At 74.4% G+C, this 14,911-nt stretch carries 14 protein-coding genes; 6 read left to right on the forward strand and 8 right to left on the reverse strand.

Annotated features, from left to right (window positions below; translation table 11 throughout):
* Positions 1-193: 193 nt before the first annotated feature.
* Entirely contained in the window at positions 194-685 is a 492-nt protein-coding gene (locus IG64_RS27725; protein WP_037861137.1) for an NUDIX domain-containing protein, read from the forward strand.
* An 83-nt stretch (positions 686-768) separates the two neighbouring features.
* Entirely contained in the window at positions 769-1,512 is a 744-nt protein-coding gene (locus IG64_RS27730; RefSeq protein ID WP_037861139.1) for an SIR2 family NAD-dependent protein deacylase, read from the forward strand.
* An 18-nt stretch (positions 1,513-1,530) separates the two neighbouring features.
* Here IG64_RS27730 and IG64_RS27735 read toward each other — a convergent pair whose 3' ends face one another.
* A complete protein-coding gene (locus tag IG64_RS27735; RefSeq protein ID WP_037861141.1) occupies positions 1,531-2,013 on the reverse strand; it encodes a methylated-DNA--[protein]-cysteine S-methyltransferase in 483 nt (160 codons plus the stop codon).
* Between the two features lie 11 nt (positions 2,014-2,024).
* Positions 2,025-3,521, reverse strand: coding sequence for an AlkA N-terminal domain-containing protein (locus tag IG64_RS27740; protein WP_324609593.1), 1,497 nt, complete (start codon positions 3,519-3,521; stop codon positions 2,025-2,027).
* Between the two features lie 253 nt (positions 3,522-3,774).
* Between IG64_RS27740 and IG64_RS27745 the strand changes: the two genes are divergently transcribed.
* Positions 3,775-4,836, forward strand: a complete 1,062-nt coding sequence (locus tag IG64_RS27745) for an alpha/beta hydrolase (RefSeq protein WP_037861143.1) — start codon at positions 3,775-3,777, stop codon at positions 4,834-4,836.
* A gap of 135 nt (positions 4,837-4,971) precedes the next feature.
* Here the strand turns inward: IG64_RS27745 and IG64_RS27750 are convergent, their stop codons facing one another.
* From IG64_RS27750 to IG64_RS27770, 5 genes are all read right to left on the reverse strand, one after another.
* Positions 4,972-5,397, reverse strand: coding sequence for a PPOX class F420-dependent oxidoreductase (locus IG64_RS27750; protein WP_037861145.1), 426 nt, complete (start codon positions 5,395-5,397; stop codon positions 4,972-4,974).
* Between the two features lie 232 nt (positions 5,398-5,629).
* Positions 5,630-6,166 (reverse strand): O-acetyl-ADP-ribose deacetylase, encoded by a 537-nt coding sequence (locus IG64_RS27755; RefSeq protein WP_051813401.1) that lies wholly within the window; start codon positions 6,164-6,166, stop codon positions 5,630-5,632.
* Complete coding sequence (locus IG64_RS27760) at positions 6,163-7,572, reverse strand: phytoene desaturase family protein (RefSeq protein WP_037861146.1); 1,410 nt, start codon at positions 7,570-7,572, stop codon at positions 6,163-6,165. Before IG64_RS27760 ends, IG64_RS27755 begins: the two co-directional genes overlap by 4 nt.
* A gap of 405 nt (positions 7,573-7,977) precedes the next feature.
* Positions 7,978-8,823, reverse strand: coding sequence for an inositol monophosphatase family protein (locus IG64_RS27765; RefSeq protein ID WP_037861147.1), 846 nt, complete (start codon positions 8,821-8,823; stop codon positions 7,978-7,980).
* Positions 8,824-8,977: 154 nt separating this feature from the next.
* The gene (locus IG64_RS27770; protein ID WP_037861148.1) at positions 8,978-10,807 is read right to left on the reverse strand and encodes a gamma-glutamyltransferase family protein; all 1,830 of its coding nucleotides are present in this window, start codon (positions 10,805-10,807) and stop codon (positions 8,978-8,980) included.
* Positions 10,808-11,109: 302 nt separating this feature from the next.
* Here IG64_RS27770 and IG64_RS27775 point away from each other — a divergent pair, with 302 nt between their 5' ends.
* Genes IG64_RS27775 through IG64_RS27785 form a run of 3 tightly spaced genes read left to right on the forward strand, consistent with a single transcriptional unit; the run spans position 11,110 to position 13,813 of the window.
* The gene (locus IG64_RS27775; protein WP_037861149.1) at positions 11,110-11,943 is read left to right on the forward strand and encodes a CPBP family intramembrane glutamic endopeptidase; all 834 of its coding nucleotides are present in this window, start codon (positions 11,110-11,112) and stop codon (positions 11,941-11,943) included.
* Positions 11,943-13,157, forward strand: a complete 1,215-nt coding sequence (locus IG64_RS27780) for a sensor histidine kinase (protein WP_037861191.1) — start codon at positions 11,943-11,945, stop codon at positions 13,155-13,157. The genes IG64_RS27775 and IG64_RS27780 overlap by 1 nt, the downstream gene beginning before the upstream one ends.
* The gene (locus tag IG64_RS27785; protein WP_037861150.1) at positions 13,154-13,813 is read left to right on the forward strand and encodes a response regulator; all 660 of its coding nucleotides are present in this window, start codon (positions 13,154-13,156) and stop codon (positions 13,811-13,813) included. The genes IG64_RS27780 and IG64_RS27785 overlap by 4 nt, the downstream gene beginning before the upstream one ends.
* 132 nt (positions 13,814-13,945) lie before the next feature.
* Here the strand turns inward: IG64_RS27785 and IG64_RS27790 are convergent, their stop codons facing one another.
* A complete protein-coding gene (locus IG64_RS27790) occupies positions 13,946-14,902 on the reverse strand; it encodes a hypothetical protein (RefSeq protein WP_037861151.1) in 957 nt (318 codons plus the stop codon).
* Between the last annotated feature and the right edge of the window lie 9 nt (positions 14,903-14,911).

Below are 14,911 nucleotides of genomic sequence, written 5' to 3' on the forward strand. Positions count from 1 at the left end.
CTGTGACCATAACCGGCGACGGCCCCCGCCGTCATGCCCCGCCCGCTCCCTGAGAAGCGGCGCACCCTCAGCGGGCAGCAGCCCGAGCAGCACCGGGCCGCCCCGGGAAGGACCTGCCCCGGCGAGCGCCGGGCCTCCCGGGAAGCTCCGCGACCGCGCCCGCCCCTCCCCCGGTTGCCCTTACCCTTCCTGGATGACCACTGCGGACTACGCCACCTACATCGCCGGCCTGCCCCGTGTGCTCGCCGGTGCCGCCGCCCTCTTCCGTGACGCCCAGGGGCGGGTGCTGCTCGTCGAGCCGAACTACCGGGACGGCTGGGCGCTGCCGGGCGGCACGGTCGAATCGGACACCGGGGAGAGCCCGCGCCAGGGCGCCCGCCGCGAGACCCTGGAGGAGATCGGCCTCGACCGCCCGCTCGGGCGGCTCCTCGCGGTGGACTGGGTGCCCGGCACCGGACGCCCGCCGCTGGTGGCGTACCTCTACGACGGCGGCGTCCTCGCGGACGAGGACTTCAAGGCGATCCGGCTCCAGGAGGAGGAACTGCTGTCCTGGCGCCTGGTGGCGCGCGACGACCTCACCGCCCATCTGGCGGGCTCGCTGGGCCGGCGGGTCCTGGCCGCCCTGGACGTCCTCACCGAGGGCGCGGGCACCGCGGAACTGGAGAACGGGTACCGCGTGGGCTGACCGCGCCCCGGCCCTTCCCCCGCCGGCCCCGTAGCCCTGACAAGGGTTCGCCGGTCCCGCCCGGCCGTCCTACCCTCGGACCCATGGCCAAGCCCCTGATCGCCCTCCTCAGCGGAGCCGGTGTCTCCACCGACTCCGGCATCCCGGACTACCGCGGACCGAACGGGCTGTGGCGCAAGGACCCCGAGGCCGAGAAGCTCGTGACCTACGAGTACTACATGGGCGATCCGGAGATCCGGCGGCGGTCCTGGCGGATGCGGCGCGAGAACCGGACGCTGGGGGCCGAGCCGAACGCCGCGCACCGGGCGGTGGCCGAGCTGGAGCGCTCCGGGGTGCCCGTCCGCGTGATCACCCAGAACGTGGACGGGCTGCACCAGCTCGCCGGGATGCCCGCCCGCAAGGTCGTCGAACTGCACGGCACGGTACGTCGCTTCGTGTGCACCGGCTGTCACGTCCGCGGGCCCATGGAGGACGCCCTCGCCCGGGTCGAGGCCGGCGAGGACGATCCGCCCTGCCGGGAGTGCGGCGGCATCCTCAAGTCCGCCACCGTGATGTTCGGCGAGCGTCTCGACCCGGTCGTGCTGGGTGAGGCGGTCGCCATCGCCAAGGCCTGCCAGGTGTTCATCGCCGTGGGGACGAGCCTGCGAGTGCAGCCCGCCGCCGGGCTCGCCCGGGTCGCCGCCGACCACGGCGCCCGGCTCGTCGTCGTCAACGCCGAACCGACGCCGTACGACGACATCGCCGACGAGGTGATCCGCGAACCCATCGGCACCTCGCTGCCCGCCCTGCTCGGCCGGCTGCGCGACGAGAGCGCCCCGCACCTCTAGAAGGTTCCGGCGGAACCTTCAGAAGAGACCGGCGCCCTGTTCGAAGTCGAGCAGCCGGCGTTTGCGGGCCAGGCCGCCGCCGTAGCCGGTGAGGCTGCCGTTCGCCCCGATCACGCGGTGGCACGGGACGATGATGCCGATGGGGTTCTTGCCGTTGGCCAGGCCGACGGCGCGGGAGGCCTGGGGGTTGCCGAGCGCATGGGCGAGTTCACCGTACGTACGGGTCTCGCCGTAGGGGATCGCGCGCAGTTGCTCCCACACGCGGCGCTGGAAGGGGGTGCCGGTCAGGCGCAGCGGCAGGGTGAACTCCCGGCGGCGGCCCGCGAAGTACGCGTCGAGCTGCTCCGCCGCCTCGGCGAAGGCGCCGCTCCGCGGCTCGCCGAAGGTCTCCTGGGCCGGGCGGTGGCGCTGGTCGGTCATGTACAGGCCGCACAGGACGCCGTCCTCGGCGACGAGCGTGAGCGGGCCGTAGGGGCTGTCGATGACGGTGTGCTGCTTCATGGCGAACGTCCTCAGACGGGAAGGAAGTTGATGGGGTGGCTGTCCGTGGCCCACAGGTACTGGACGGCGTAGGCCCGCCAGGGACGCCACGCCGCGGCACGCGCGGTGAGGGCGGCCGGGGTGGACGGCAGGCCCAGTTCCCGGGCGGCGCGGCGGATGCCGAGGTCGGTGGGGAGGAAGGCATCGGGGTCGCCGAGGGCGCGCATCGCGATGACGTCGGCGGTCCAGGGGCCGAAACCGGGCAGCGCCAGCAGGTCGGCGCGGGTCTGGGCCCAGTCGCTCTCCACCCCCAGCTGGAGGGTGCGGTCGGCCAGCCGCTGGACGAGGGTGGTGAAGGTGGTGCGCCGGCTGCGGGGCATGGCCAGCGACTCGGGGTCGACGGCGGCCAGCGCCTCGGGGACGGGGAAGAGGTGGGTGAGGCCGCCGTCGGGGTCGTCGACCGGCTCGCCGTGGGCGGTGACGAGGCGGGCGGCGTGGGTGCGGGCGGCGGCCGTGGAGACCTGCTGGCCGAGGACGGCCCGGACGGCGAACTCGGCCTCGTCGACGGTGCGCGGCACACGCCGGCCGGGGGCCTTGGCGACCAGGGGGGCCAGGACGGGGTCGGCGCGCAGCTGGTCGTCGACGGCGACCGGGTCGGCGTCCAGGTCGAGCATGCGGCGGCAGCGGCTGATGGCCACGGGCAGGTCGCGCAGGTCGCTGAGGGTGAGCCGGCAGGCGATGTGGTCCGGGTGCGGGGTGAGGGCGGTGATGCCGTGGCCGTAGGGCAGGCGCAGCGTGCGGCGGAAGGCGCCGTCGCGCCACTCCTCGACGCCGGGTACGGCGGTCGCCGCGAGGTGGCCGAAGAGGTTGTCCGGGTTGAGCGGGGCGCGGAAGGGGAGGCGGAGAAAGAGGGCGCCGGGCGTGACGGCGTGCGCCCTGCCCGGGGCGGGCTGTCTGGGCGTGCGGCCGCGCAGCTCGCTGGGGGTGAGCGCGAAGACCTCGCGCACGGTGTCGTTGAAGGCGCGGATCGAGGCGAAGCCGGCGGCGAAGGCGATCTCCGCCATGGGCAGGGCGGTGGTCTCGATGAGCAGCCGGGCGGTCTGGGCGCGCTGGGCGCGGGCGAGCGCGAGCGGGCCCGCGCCGAGTTCGGCGAGGAGCTGGCGTTCGATCTGGCGGGTGCTGTAGCCGAGGCGGGCGGCGAGGCCGGGGACGCCGTCGCGGTCCACGACACCGTCGGCGATGAGCCGCATGGCGCGGGCCACGAGGTCGGCGCGCCGGTTCCACTCCGGTGAGCCGGGACTGGTGTCGGGGCGACAGCGTTTGCACGCCCGGAACCCGGCCTGCTGGCAGGAGGCCGCGCTCGGCAGGAACGTCATGTTCTCCGGCTTGGGCGGCACCGCGGGACAGCTGGGCCGGCAGTAGATGCGGGTGGTCAGGACGGCGGTGAAGAACCAGCCGTCGAATCGTGCGTCCTTGGACTGGACGGCGCGGACACAGCGTGCACGGTCGGTGTGCATCCCCTTCTGCATGCGTCCAGGATCCTGCATCCGCCGGCTGGTCGCTGGCGGGAATCCGACATGACCCTTGCGTGTCCTGGGCGGCTCCGGATCGCCTTGGCGAACTTTTCACCGTATTTCGGTGTGCGCATCGGCAACCCGGGCTCCCCATTTTGCATCCTGGTTGATGCTGGGGTGTTCGCAGGGTCTGCCCGTCGACACACCGGCTTCTTGGTTTTCGAACGGCAGCCGCCGGTGCGGCGTGCCGCTACGGGAAGGTGGCCGCGTGGCGCTGACTGGTGCGACGTTCTTCTTCGTTCTCGTCGTCGCGACGGTCCTCGCGATGATCGGAACGGTCGCGGTGTGGTCCAAGGTGCGCGGGCCGCGACCGGTGCGCTGGCTGGTGCACGGCGCGATGATCGCCCTGTGCCAGCTCACCGCCATCACCGTGGTGGCGACCTGGATAAACAACAGCTACGGGCTGTACGCCTCCTGGCAGGACCTGCTGGGCACGACCAGCAGCGCGAACGCGGACGCGATGCCCGGCCCGCCGGTGAGCCGCGCCAAGTTCAACCACGGGACGCGCGACGGCGTGCTCGACACGTACTTCCGCGGCAGCCGCTCGACCCTGTCGGGCCAGGTCCTGGTGTGGACGCCGCCGCAGTACAAGGAGCCCGCCTACCGCAAGAAGCGGTTCCCGGTGCTGATCCTCATGCACGGCGTCCCCGGTTCGCCGCAGTCCTGGCTGGAGCACGGCGGGATGCCCGGGGACTTCGAGAAACTGATGAACCAGCGGAAGGTGCACCCCTTCATCCTGGTGATGCCGGTGATCGACCCGGGCAGCGTGGACACGGACTGCAGCGACCTTCCCGACCGCAAGGTGGCGACCTGGCTGGCGTACGACGTCCCCGACCTGGTCCGGCACAAGTTCCGTACCCTGCACGGGAGTCGGGGCTGGGGCGTGATGGGCTACTCGACCGGCGGGTACTGCGCCGCGAAACTGCCGCTGCAGTACCCGAAGATCTTCGGTGCGGGTGCCGCCATCGACCCCGACCCGCTGACCGGCGACAACGCGGTCCTGCCCGACCCCAAGCTGCGCCGGGCCAACACGCCGGCCGATCTCGTCGTCGGTTCCACGGCCCGGGTCAGCCTGTTCCTCGCCACCTCGCGCCAGGACCGGGTCAGCCCGCCGGCCTCCATCGAGAAGTTCCTGGCGGCGTCGGCGGCGTCCTCGGTGCAGGTACGCACCCAGTTGCTGCCCACCGGCGGGCACAACTACCACACGTTCGCGGCGTCCTACCCGCTGGCCTTCCACTGGCTGGGCGCGTGGCTGTCGGCGCCGAAGTAGGGACGGGCTGGAGCCGGCCGGTCACGGGTCCCGTCGCGAAGGCCGGCCCGTCGCGGGGGCGGGCCGGTAGCGGAGCCCTGCCCGTCACGGGGCCGGGCCGGTCGTGGAAGCGGGCCGGTCCGGAAGCCCGCCCGGTCAGGTGGAGGCCTGGTCGCTGTCCTTGAGCGCGCCCCAGCCGTGCCAGCGGTCGACCTCGATCCGGGCACTGACCCGGGCCCGGACCCGGTCCGGGTAGGGTCCGCCGGTGTAGTGCCGGGCGATGCGGTCGATGTCGGCGAGGTGCTCGTCCTCGCGCAGTTCGGTGACCCGGCCGATCAGGGTGACGTGCGTGTACCAGTCGTCCCCGGCGAGAACGGTGAGGGTGACGCGGGGGTCGCGGCGCAGGTGCTTGAGGCGTACGCGGCCCTCGTCCAGGCTGATCAGCACGTGTCCGTCGTCGTCCCAGACGTACCAGGTGGGGGTGGACACCGGAGCGCCGTCGGCGCGCAGGGTGGCCATGACGCAGGGGTTGGGCCGGCGCAGCAGGGCGACGGCCTCGGCGGGCAGCGGGGGCTTGGACACGGGACAGCTCCTCGGAGGATCGGCAGGCGGGCCGGCGGGCCACCGGCCGGGGGCGGCGGACCGCTCGTCGCCGGCCGGTCCGTGGGCGGCGGGCCCGCGGTGCCGGGCCGGCGGACCGCTCGTCGTGGAGATCATGGTGCCTCGCCGGCCGTCCGCGGCGGCGGACACGCGGGGTCCACCCGGAGCGGGACCGCCCGCGGGGCCCCCGGTGGTGGCGCGGGCGGCCGGGGAGTCAGCCGAGCCGCGCGGCGAACGCCTGGTACGCCTGCTCGTCGAAGAGGACGAACCTGACCTCCTCGACCGCGGTCCTGGTCTCCCGCACCGCCCGGACGGCGACCCGGGCCGCGTCGTCGAGCGGCCAGCGGTAGACGCCGGTGGAGATCGCCGGGAAGGCGACCGTACGGGCGCCCAGTTCGTCGGCGACCCGCAGGGACTCGCGGTAGCAGGACGCCAGGGGGGACGGGTCGCTGCCCGGCCCCTGGTACACCGGACCGACGGTGTGGATCACCCAGCGGGCGTCCAGCGCGCCCGCGGTGGTGGCGACGGCCCGGCCGGTGGGCAGGCCCTTGCCGTACCTGGAGGCGCGCAGCGCGCGGCACTCCTCCAGGATGGCGGGCCCGCCGCGTCGGTGGATGGCGCCGTCGACACCGCCTCCGCCGAGCAGGGAGGAGTTGGCGGCGTTGACGAGGGCGTCGGCGCGCTGACGGGTGATGTCGCCGCGGACCAGGGTGATGGCGGGCCCGGGGGCGGCGCCGGAAGCGTGGGTCATGTCTGTCTCAGCCTCCTCCAGACCGCCTTGGCGGCGTTGTGTCCGGACATGCCGTGCACCCCGGGACCCGGCGGGGTGGCCGAGGAGCAGATGAAGACGGCCGGGTGCGGGGTGTGGTACGGGAACAGGGTGAGCTTTGGCCGGAGCAGGATCTGGAGTCCGGAGACCGCGCCGGAGGCGATGTCGCCGCCGACGTAGTTGGCGTTGCGTGCGGCGAGTTGGGCCGGCCCGGCGGTGGCACGGGCGAGGACGCGGTCGCGGAACCCGGGCGCGTAGCGCTCCAGTTGGCGTTCGACGGCGTCGGTGAGGTCGCCGTCCCAGCCGGCCGGCACATGGCCGTAGGCCCAGAAGACGTGCTTGCCCGCGGGGGCCCGGGTGGGGTCGACGACGGTGGGCTGGACGGTGATGAGGAAGGGTCTGTCGGGTGCGCGGCCCTCGCGGGAGGCGGCGCGCAGCGCGGTGCCGATCTCGGCGCTGTCCGCGCCGATCTGCACGGTGCCGGCGACGCGGGGCTCCTCGGCGGTCCACGGGACGGGGCCGTCCAGCGCGTAGTCGATCTTGAAGACGCCGGGGCCGTACCGGAACGAGTCGTAGTAGTGACCGAGGCCCGCGATGCGGGCCAGGGCGGTGGGCGAGGTGTCGAAGACGTAGGCCCGGGCGGGCGGCAGGTCGTCGAGGCGCTTGACCTCGTAGTCGGTGTGCACGGCACCGCCGAGGTCCTGGAGGTAGCCGGCGAGGGCGTCGGAGATCGCCTGCGAGCCGCCGCGGGCGAGCGGCCAGCCGCGGGCGTGCGCCGCCAGTGCGAAGACCAGGCCGATGGCGCCGGTGGCGAAGCCGCCGAGCGGGGCCATCACGTGGGCGACGAGGCCGGCGAAGAGCGTCTTGGCCCGCTCGTCGCGGAAGCGGCGGGTCAGCCAGGTCGAGGGCGGCAGCCCGGCCAGTCCGAAGCGGGCGAGGGTCACCGGGTCGCGGGGCAGCGCGGTCAGCGGCAGGGACATGAAGTCGCGGGCCAGGGTGTCCCAGTGGGGCAGGAACGGCTCGACCAGCCTGCGGTACGCACCGGCGTCACGCGGTCCGAACGATGCGGCCGTCTCGGCGACGGAGCGGGCCAGGACGGCGGCGGTGCCGTCGGGGAAGGGGTGGGCCATGGGCAGCTCGGGGTGGAGCCAGCGCAGGCCGTAGCGGTCCAGGGGCAGGGCACGGAAGGCGGGCGAGTTGACGGCGAGGGGGTGGGCGGCGGAGCACGGGTCGTGCCGGAAGCCGGGGAGGGTCAGCTCCTCGGTGCGGGCACCGCCGCCGACCGTGTCACGGGCCTCGAACACGGCTGTGGAGAAGCCGCGGCGGGCCAGCTCCACGGCGGCGGTCAGGCCGTTCGGCCCCGCTCCCACCACCACGACATCGAGCATCGACGGCACCTTCGGACCCCTTCGTCAGCCGATGGCCACGCGGACCTGTCGTCCGGGCCAGGATATGCCGCCGGCCCGGCCCCCCGGACCGCAGGGCGCCCCGGGCAAAGGGTGCGGCGGCCACTGCCCGGGGTGGCGCGGTGGCGGTGGCGCCACTGACCGGCGGACGCCGTGGTCACCGGCCAGAGGACCGGTCCCTGCGGTCCGGTCCCTGCGAGCCGGCCGCTGCGATCCGGCCTCTACGGTTCGGCCTCTGCGATCCGGCCGCTACGGTCCGGTCCCTGCGTGCCCGGCCTCTGGGCCGGTCCCTGCGGGTCGGTCCCTGTGGACCGGCCGTCCGGTGGCCTTGGCAGGCGGCTCGGCCCCCGGGGAGGAGGGGAACGGTCCGGGCGGCCGGTGTACGGATCACTCCGATGGCGTGAGCACGCCGGTCACCCGCCGGGCGGTGGCCGTGTCCCTCGCGGCCGTGAACGGCAGGGCGTTGCCGCCGGTGATGCGGAACGGCTCGCCGGTGAGGGTCAGATGGGTGCCGCCCGCCTCCTCGACGAGGAGCAGGCCCGCTGCGTGGTCCCAGGCCGCTTCCCAGGTGAACGCGGTCGCGTCCGACTCGCCGCGGGCGACGGCGAGGTACTCCAGGCCCGCCGAGCCGCAGGGGCGGGGCGCGAACCCGTCCGTCCACAGACCGTGCAGGGCGCGCTTTTGCGCGTCGGTCGTGTAGTCGGGGTGGGAGGTGGCCACTTGCAGGGCGCGGCCCGGCTCGGGCGTGCCGGCGCGCAGCGGTTCGCCGTCGAGGCGGGCACCGCGGCCGCGTACGGCCGTGGCGAGCCGGTCGAGGGCCGGCGCGTAGGTCCAGGAGGCCAGCACCGTCCCGCGCAGGGTGAGGGCGACCAGCGTGCAGAAGCCGGGGTCGCCGTGGACGAACTGGCGGGTGCCGTCCACCGGGTCGACGATCCAGACCGGGGCGTCACCGCCTATCGCCCCGTACACCGCCGGGTCGGCGTGCACCGCCTCCTCGCCGACCACGAGGGAGCCGGGCAGCAGGGCGGCGAGCGTGTCGGTCAGGTACCGCTCGGCGAGCCGGTCGGCGTCGGTGACCAGGTCGTGCGGACCGGACTTCTGGTCGATCTCGTGCTCCGCGAGCCTGCGGAAACGGGGCATGATCTCGGCCGCGGCGGCCTTGCGGACCGCCTCCTCCACGTCGGCCGAGCGGTCCGCGAGAAACTCTTCGATGGTTTCCGTCTCTTCGATCATGTCCCCATGAGAGCACGCGCCTGTGACAACGCCCGCCCGCAGGGTGCACACACCGGGTGGAATCGGCGTGAACACCCGGGGCCGGGGTCCCGCCGGCCGGGCCCGGTGGCAGGCCCTGGGAGCGGGGCCGGTGGCGGCCCCGCTCCCATGCCGCTCAGCGGCCCACCGCGTACCCCTGCATCCCGCGCGGGTTCGCCGCCGCCGACAGGACCCCGGTGCGCGGGTCCCGGGCGACCGCGCACAGGCGGCCCTCGGACCAGGCGTCGCCGACCGTCACGTCATGGCCGCGGCGGCGCAGCCCGGCGACGACCTCCGGGTCGGTGCGGGACTCCACGGTGACGGAGCCGGGGCGCATGCCGCGCGGGTAGAAGGATCCCGGGAAGGCGTCGGTGTGCCAGTTCGGGGCGTCGACGGCGCCCTGGAGGTCCGGGCCGCCGCGGACGGCGGAGCGCAGGGCGACCGCCAGGAAGAAGTGCACCTGCCACTGGTCCTGCTGGTCGCCGCCGGGCGTGCCGAAGGCCATGACGGGTTCGCCGTCACGCAGCGCGAGCGACGGGCTGAGGGTGGTGCGCGGGCGGCGGCCGGGGGTCAGCGTGTTCGGCAGGCCCTCCTCCAGCCAGGTCATCTGCAGCCGGGTGCCGAGCGGGAACCCGAGTCCGGGCACGACGGGGTTGGACTGGAGCCAGCCGCCGCTGGGCGTGGCGGCGACCATGTTTCCCCAGCGGTCGACGACGTCGAGGTGGCAGGTGTCGCCGCGGGTGGCGCCGTCGGCGCGGACCGCGGGCTCGCCGGGCACGGCTGACGTGGTCGGCTTGGCGACCGTCGGCTCGCCGACGCCCAGGGCGTCGTAGTCGCCCTCGTCCGCGGCGATCCGGTGCGCGTGCGCGCTCAGCCGCGGGGCACGCCCGCCGGGACTGCCCGGGCGGAGGTCGTAGGAGGCCTCGTCGCCGATCAGTGCGCGCCGCCCTGCGTTGTACCGCGCGGAGAGCAGGTCGGTGAGCGGTACGCCGGCCGCGTCCCCGTACCAGGCCTCGCGGTCGGCCATGGCGAGCTTGCAGCCCTCGACCAGCAGATGGACGTAGTCCGCGGACCCGTAGGGGGGCAGTTCGGGCGGGAGCAGGGCGAGTTGCTGGAGGAAGGCCGGTCCCTGGCTCCAGGGGCCCGCCTTGCACAGGGTCCAGCCGTTCCAGTCGTAGGTCACCGGTTCTTCGTAGGACGCGGACCAGCCTGCGAGGTCGGCGGCGGTGAGGGTCCCGGTGTGGTGCTCGCCGCTGGTGTCCAGCGTGGGCCGCCGGGCCTGGCGCACCAGTGCCTCGGCGATGAAGCCGCACCGCCACACCTCGCGCGCGGCGTCGATCCGTGCCTCCCGGTCGCCGGCCCCCGCCGTCTCGGCGAGCAGCCGCTTCCAGGTGGCGGCAAGGCCGGGGTTGCGCAGCAGTTCGCCGGGCCGGGGCGCCCGGCCGCCGGGCAGGTACACCTCGGCCGACGAGGTCCACTCGGTCTCGAACAGTTCCCGTACGGTCTCCACGGTCGCCCCGACGCGTTCCACGGGCGCGTGGCCGTGCTCGGCGTACCCGATGGCGTACCGCAGGACCTCGTCGAGGCTCTTGGTGCCGTGATCGCGCAGCAGCAGCATCCACGCGTCGAAGGCGCCCGGGACGGCGGCGGCGAGCGGTCCGGTGCCCGGCACGAGGTCGAGGCCGAGCCCCCGGTAGTGCGCGGCCGTGGCCCCGGCCGGCGCCACCCCCTGCCCGCACAGCACCCGTACCTCGCCGCCGGCCGGTGCGAGCAGGATCGGGACCTCGCCGGCCGGCCCGTTCAGGTGCGGCTCCACGACGTGCAGCACGAACGCGCCGGCGACGGCCGCGTCGTAGGCGTTGCCGCCGCCCTCCAGTACGGCCATCGCCGACTGGGAGGCCAGCCAGTGGGTGGAGGACACCATTCCGAAGGTGCCCTGGAGGGTGGGGCGCGTCGTGAAGCGCATCTCTGACCTGACCTCGCTGTCGTGTACGTCGGTGGACCGGGCGAAGCCGCGTCGCGTTCCCCGCCTGCCCGCGATGCTCCCCGCACGCGCGCCCCGGGACACCCGTGGAGGACACCGGCCTCGCGGGGGCGCGGGTGATCGAGGCCCGGGTTCCGCCCTGTCCCCCGTGAGAGCTACGTGCAGGTGTCCACCGTGAGGTGACGATTCCTGATCACCGTTTCCCTAGCGTTCGGTGCAGCCGCGGAGCCCTTGCCGCGGACCGGACGAGGTACCGGAGACGGGACCCGCGAGAAAGAGTCGTCATGAAACTGGTGTGGCAGATCCTGGCCGTGGTGGCGGTCAGTGCGATCGGCGGTCAGATCGTCAGCGCGGTACAGGGCAACCCGTGGCTCTCCCTGCTCCTGGGCGGCCTGGCGGCCGTGCTGTCGCTGCTGGTCTACCGGTGGGTCGTGGGGCGCACCGAAGGGCGCCCGGTCACGGAGCTGGCCCGGCAGGGGGCGCGGGGGGCGCTGCTGCGGGGCCTGGTCATCGGCGTCGTGTGGTTCGGGTGCGTCATCGCGAACCTCTACTTCCTCGGGGACTACAAGGTCCACGGCTTCGGCTCGCTGACCGGCGCGGTGGCGCTGATCGGCTTCATGGCCGGTGCCGCCGTCACGGAGGAACTGATGTTCCGCGGCCTGCTCTTCCGGCTCGTGGAGCGGGGAACGGGCACGTACATCGCGCTCGTGCTGTCCGGTGTGGTGTTCGGCGCGAGCCACCTGCTCAACAAGGACGCCACCGTACTGGGTGCCGTCGCCATCGCGATCGAGGCCGGTGGCACGCTCGCCGCCGCCTACATCGCCACCCGCTCGCTGTGGCTGCCGATCGGCCTGCACTTCGGCTGGAACTTCGCCGAGTCCGGCATCTTCGGCACCGAGGTCTCCGGCAACGGCGCCACCCACGGACTGCTGGACGCCTCTACGTCGGGCAGCAAGCTGATCACGGGCGGCGAGTTCGGTCCGGAGGCCAGTGTGTACTCGGTGGTGTTCGGTGCGCTGGTGACGATCGCCTTCCTGTGGCTGGCCCACCGGCGCGGCACCGTCGTCCCCCGCCGGCGGACCGAGCGCGTCGACGCCCTGGTTACACTCGCCCGGTGATGAGCCTTCAGGGGGCCCGCCAGGCATGGCACCGGCTCGACGTCACGGTCCGCGACCTCCCGCTCGGGATCCTGTTCCTGCTCGCGTCGTTCCTGCCGGGACTGCGCGGGCACGGCACGGAGGTCGGGGACCTGCCGACCCGTCCCTTCGACGCACTCGCCGTCGTCGCCCTCGCGCTCGAATGCCTGCCGCTCACGGTGCGCCGGCGGTGGCCGGCCGTCTGCCTGGCCCTGGTGGCGGGCGGTTTCGCCCTCGACCAGCTGCGCGGCTACCACTCGAGTGCCGGCGCCACCCTGCCCCTCGTGCTGATCAGCGCGGGCTCCCATCTGGAACACCGCAGGCGCACCACCGCGGTCCTCCTCTCCGTGGCGTACGTGCCGCTGGCGGTCGCGCTGTCCCGGCTCGGTTCGGGGAGCGAGACGCCCGACGAGTTCGTGACGTTCTACCTGGTGCTGGCGCTGGCCTGGGGCGCCGGGACGTGGCTGCGGTCCACCCGGCTCGCCGAGGCCGAACGCCGCGAGCGCGTCGCGGAGCAGACCCGCGTCGCCGAACGCGCCCGGATCGCGCGGGAGTTGCACGACGTGGTCACCCACCACGTCACCGCGATGGTCGTGCAGGCCGAGGCCGCGCGCTACCTGACGGCCGCGCCCGAGCGGCTGGAGCAGTCCCTGACGGCCGTCAGCGACACCGGCCGCCGTGCCCTCACCGACCTGCGCCACCTGCTCGACCTGCTCAACCCCGGCCCGGGCCCGGACCACGGCGCCGGCGAGGGCGTCGAGCGCGGTACCGGGGCCGGCACGGCAGCGGCCAAGGAGCCCAGGACCCCGGCCGTCGGCAGGGTCCTCACGCTCGTCGAGCAGACCCGCCGGGCCGGGCAGCCCGTGGACTTCACCGAGGAGGGCACACCCCCGGCGTCGACCGGGAGCGCCGACCTCGTCGCCTACCGGGTGGTGCAGGAAGCGCTGACCAACGCCCTCAAGTACGCTCACGGCAGCCGGACTTCCGTCCAGGTGCGGCACGGCGAAAGGGAGATCACCGTGGAGGTCAGCACGGACGGGACCGGTTCGCGCACCCCTGCCGCGCTCGGCGGCGGCCGGGGCCTGGCCGGCCTGCGCGAACGCGTCGGCGTCCTGGGCGGCGACTTCAGCGCCGGCGGCGGAGCGGACGGCGGCTTCACCGTGCGGGCGCGCATCCCCGCCGGCAGGACCTCGTGAGCGCACCGATCCGGGTCCTGGTCTGCGACGACCAGATGCTGGTCCGCACCGGCCTGGTCACTATCATCGGCGCCCAGCCCGACATGGAGGTGGCGGGCGAGTGCGCGGACGGGCGCACCGGGGTCGAACTCGCCCGCGCGGTGAGGCCGGACGTCGTCGTGATGGACATCCGCATGCCCGTCCTCGACGGCCTGGAAGCCACCCGCCTGCTGGCCGGCGCCGGGGTGGCCCACCCCGTGAAGGTCCTCGTGGTGACCACGTTCAACCTGGACGAGTACGTCTACGAGGCACTGCGGGCCGGCGCCAGCGGCTTCCTCCTCAAGGACGCCCCGCCGGACCGGCTGCTGCACGGCATCCGGACCGTGGCCACCGGCGCGGCCCTGCTGGACCCCGACGTGACCCGCAGGCTCGTGGGGCGGTACGCCGCCCGCATCCGGCCCGCCGAGAGCACCACTCCCGACATCCCGCTCACCCCCCGCGAACTGGAGGTGCTGCGCCTCATCGCGGACGGCCTGTCCAACAGCGAGATCGCCGCGGTACTCGTCATCAGCCAGGAGACGGTCAAGACCTTCGTCTCCCGCATCCTCGCCAAACTCCAGCTCCGCGACCGCGTCCAAGCCGTCGTCTACGCCTACCGGCACGGCCTGGCGACCTGACCCGGGCGCCCTGACCTGGTCCGGCTCACGGGCCGCCCCCGCACGAGCGCCCCGCCTCACAGCCCGTTCCGGGCCGGGCCCCGTCTCACGCCTCGCGCGTGCCTCACGCGCCGCTCGCGGCCAGACCCCGCCTCACGACCCGTTGCGCACGATGGCGCGGGCGTTGCGCGCGGCGGCGCGGTTGCGCTCGCGGATCCGGTCCAGCTCCGCGCGGTGCCCGGCGATGACGCGCCGCTGCGCGCGGACGTCGGCGGCGTGCACCGCGGGGACGTAGCCCGTGCGCAGTTTGCAGCGGGCGTCGGCGACCGCGGTCCGCTTCTCCGGGTCCGAGGGCTCGTCCGGGGCGCGGCCGTCGCCCAGCAGACGCCGCCTCAGCTCCTCCTCCAGGCGGTCGTCGCCCTTCTGCGCGTCCTGCGGCGTGGCGTAGTGGTAGCCCGCCCGGCTCATGCAGGCCGACCACGTCCGGTCGGCGTGCTTCCAGGCCGGGTCCTCCCGCGCCTGGCGCCGGCTCTCGGAGAGCAGGGTCAAGAACGGGTCCGGTGCGGCACGGCGGTCGGTGCCGTAGATGCGCCGGTCGGCCTGGCCCAGGCAGCCCTGGGCCGGGATCCGGTGGCCGTGGACGCTCGTCGGGTCGTCGCCGAAGCCGGCGCCGGTGAGCGCCAGGTACTCGGGAAGCGTCCACTTCCTGTCCGGTGCGGCGTGCTCGTACGCGGCGGCCGGGCCCCGGTAGCCGTGGGCCGCGGCCTCCTCGGGGTCCTGGACCCCGTAGCGGTGGGCGGCGTCGGAGACGATCACCAGCGCGAAGATCTTCGTCCCGTCGGCCGGGCGCCGCGGCCACGCCGGCGGCCGGGCGGGGTCCAGGCCGCGCAGACTGCCGAACCCGAGGCCGCGCATGCACCGTGCGGCGAGGGTCCAGCGGGCGGTGTTCACGGTGCGCGTCTCGGCGGGGGTCATGTCGTAGGCGTCCAGCGGCTGGGAGCCGGCGGCCGCGGACCCGGTGGCCGGGGCCCGGGTGCCGGACTGGTCACCGCCCGCCGAGAGCCCGAGGCAGGCGGTGAGGATCAGGGCGAGGGGGGTGGCTCTGCGCATCCGGTCAGC

This window comes from Streptomyces sp. NRRL S-340, from assembly GCF_000720185.1.
Taxonomy (GTDB): domain Bacteria; phylum Actinomycetota; class Actinomycetes; order Streptomycetales; family Streptomycetaceae; genus Streptomyces.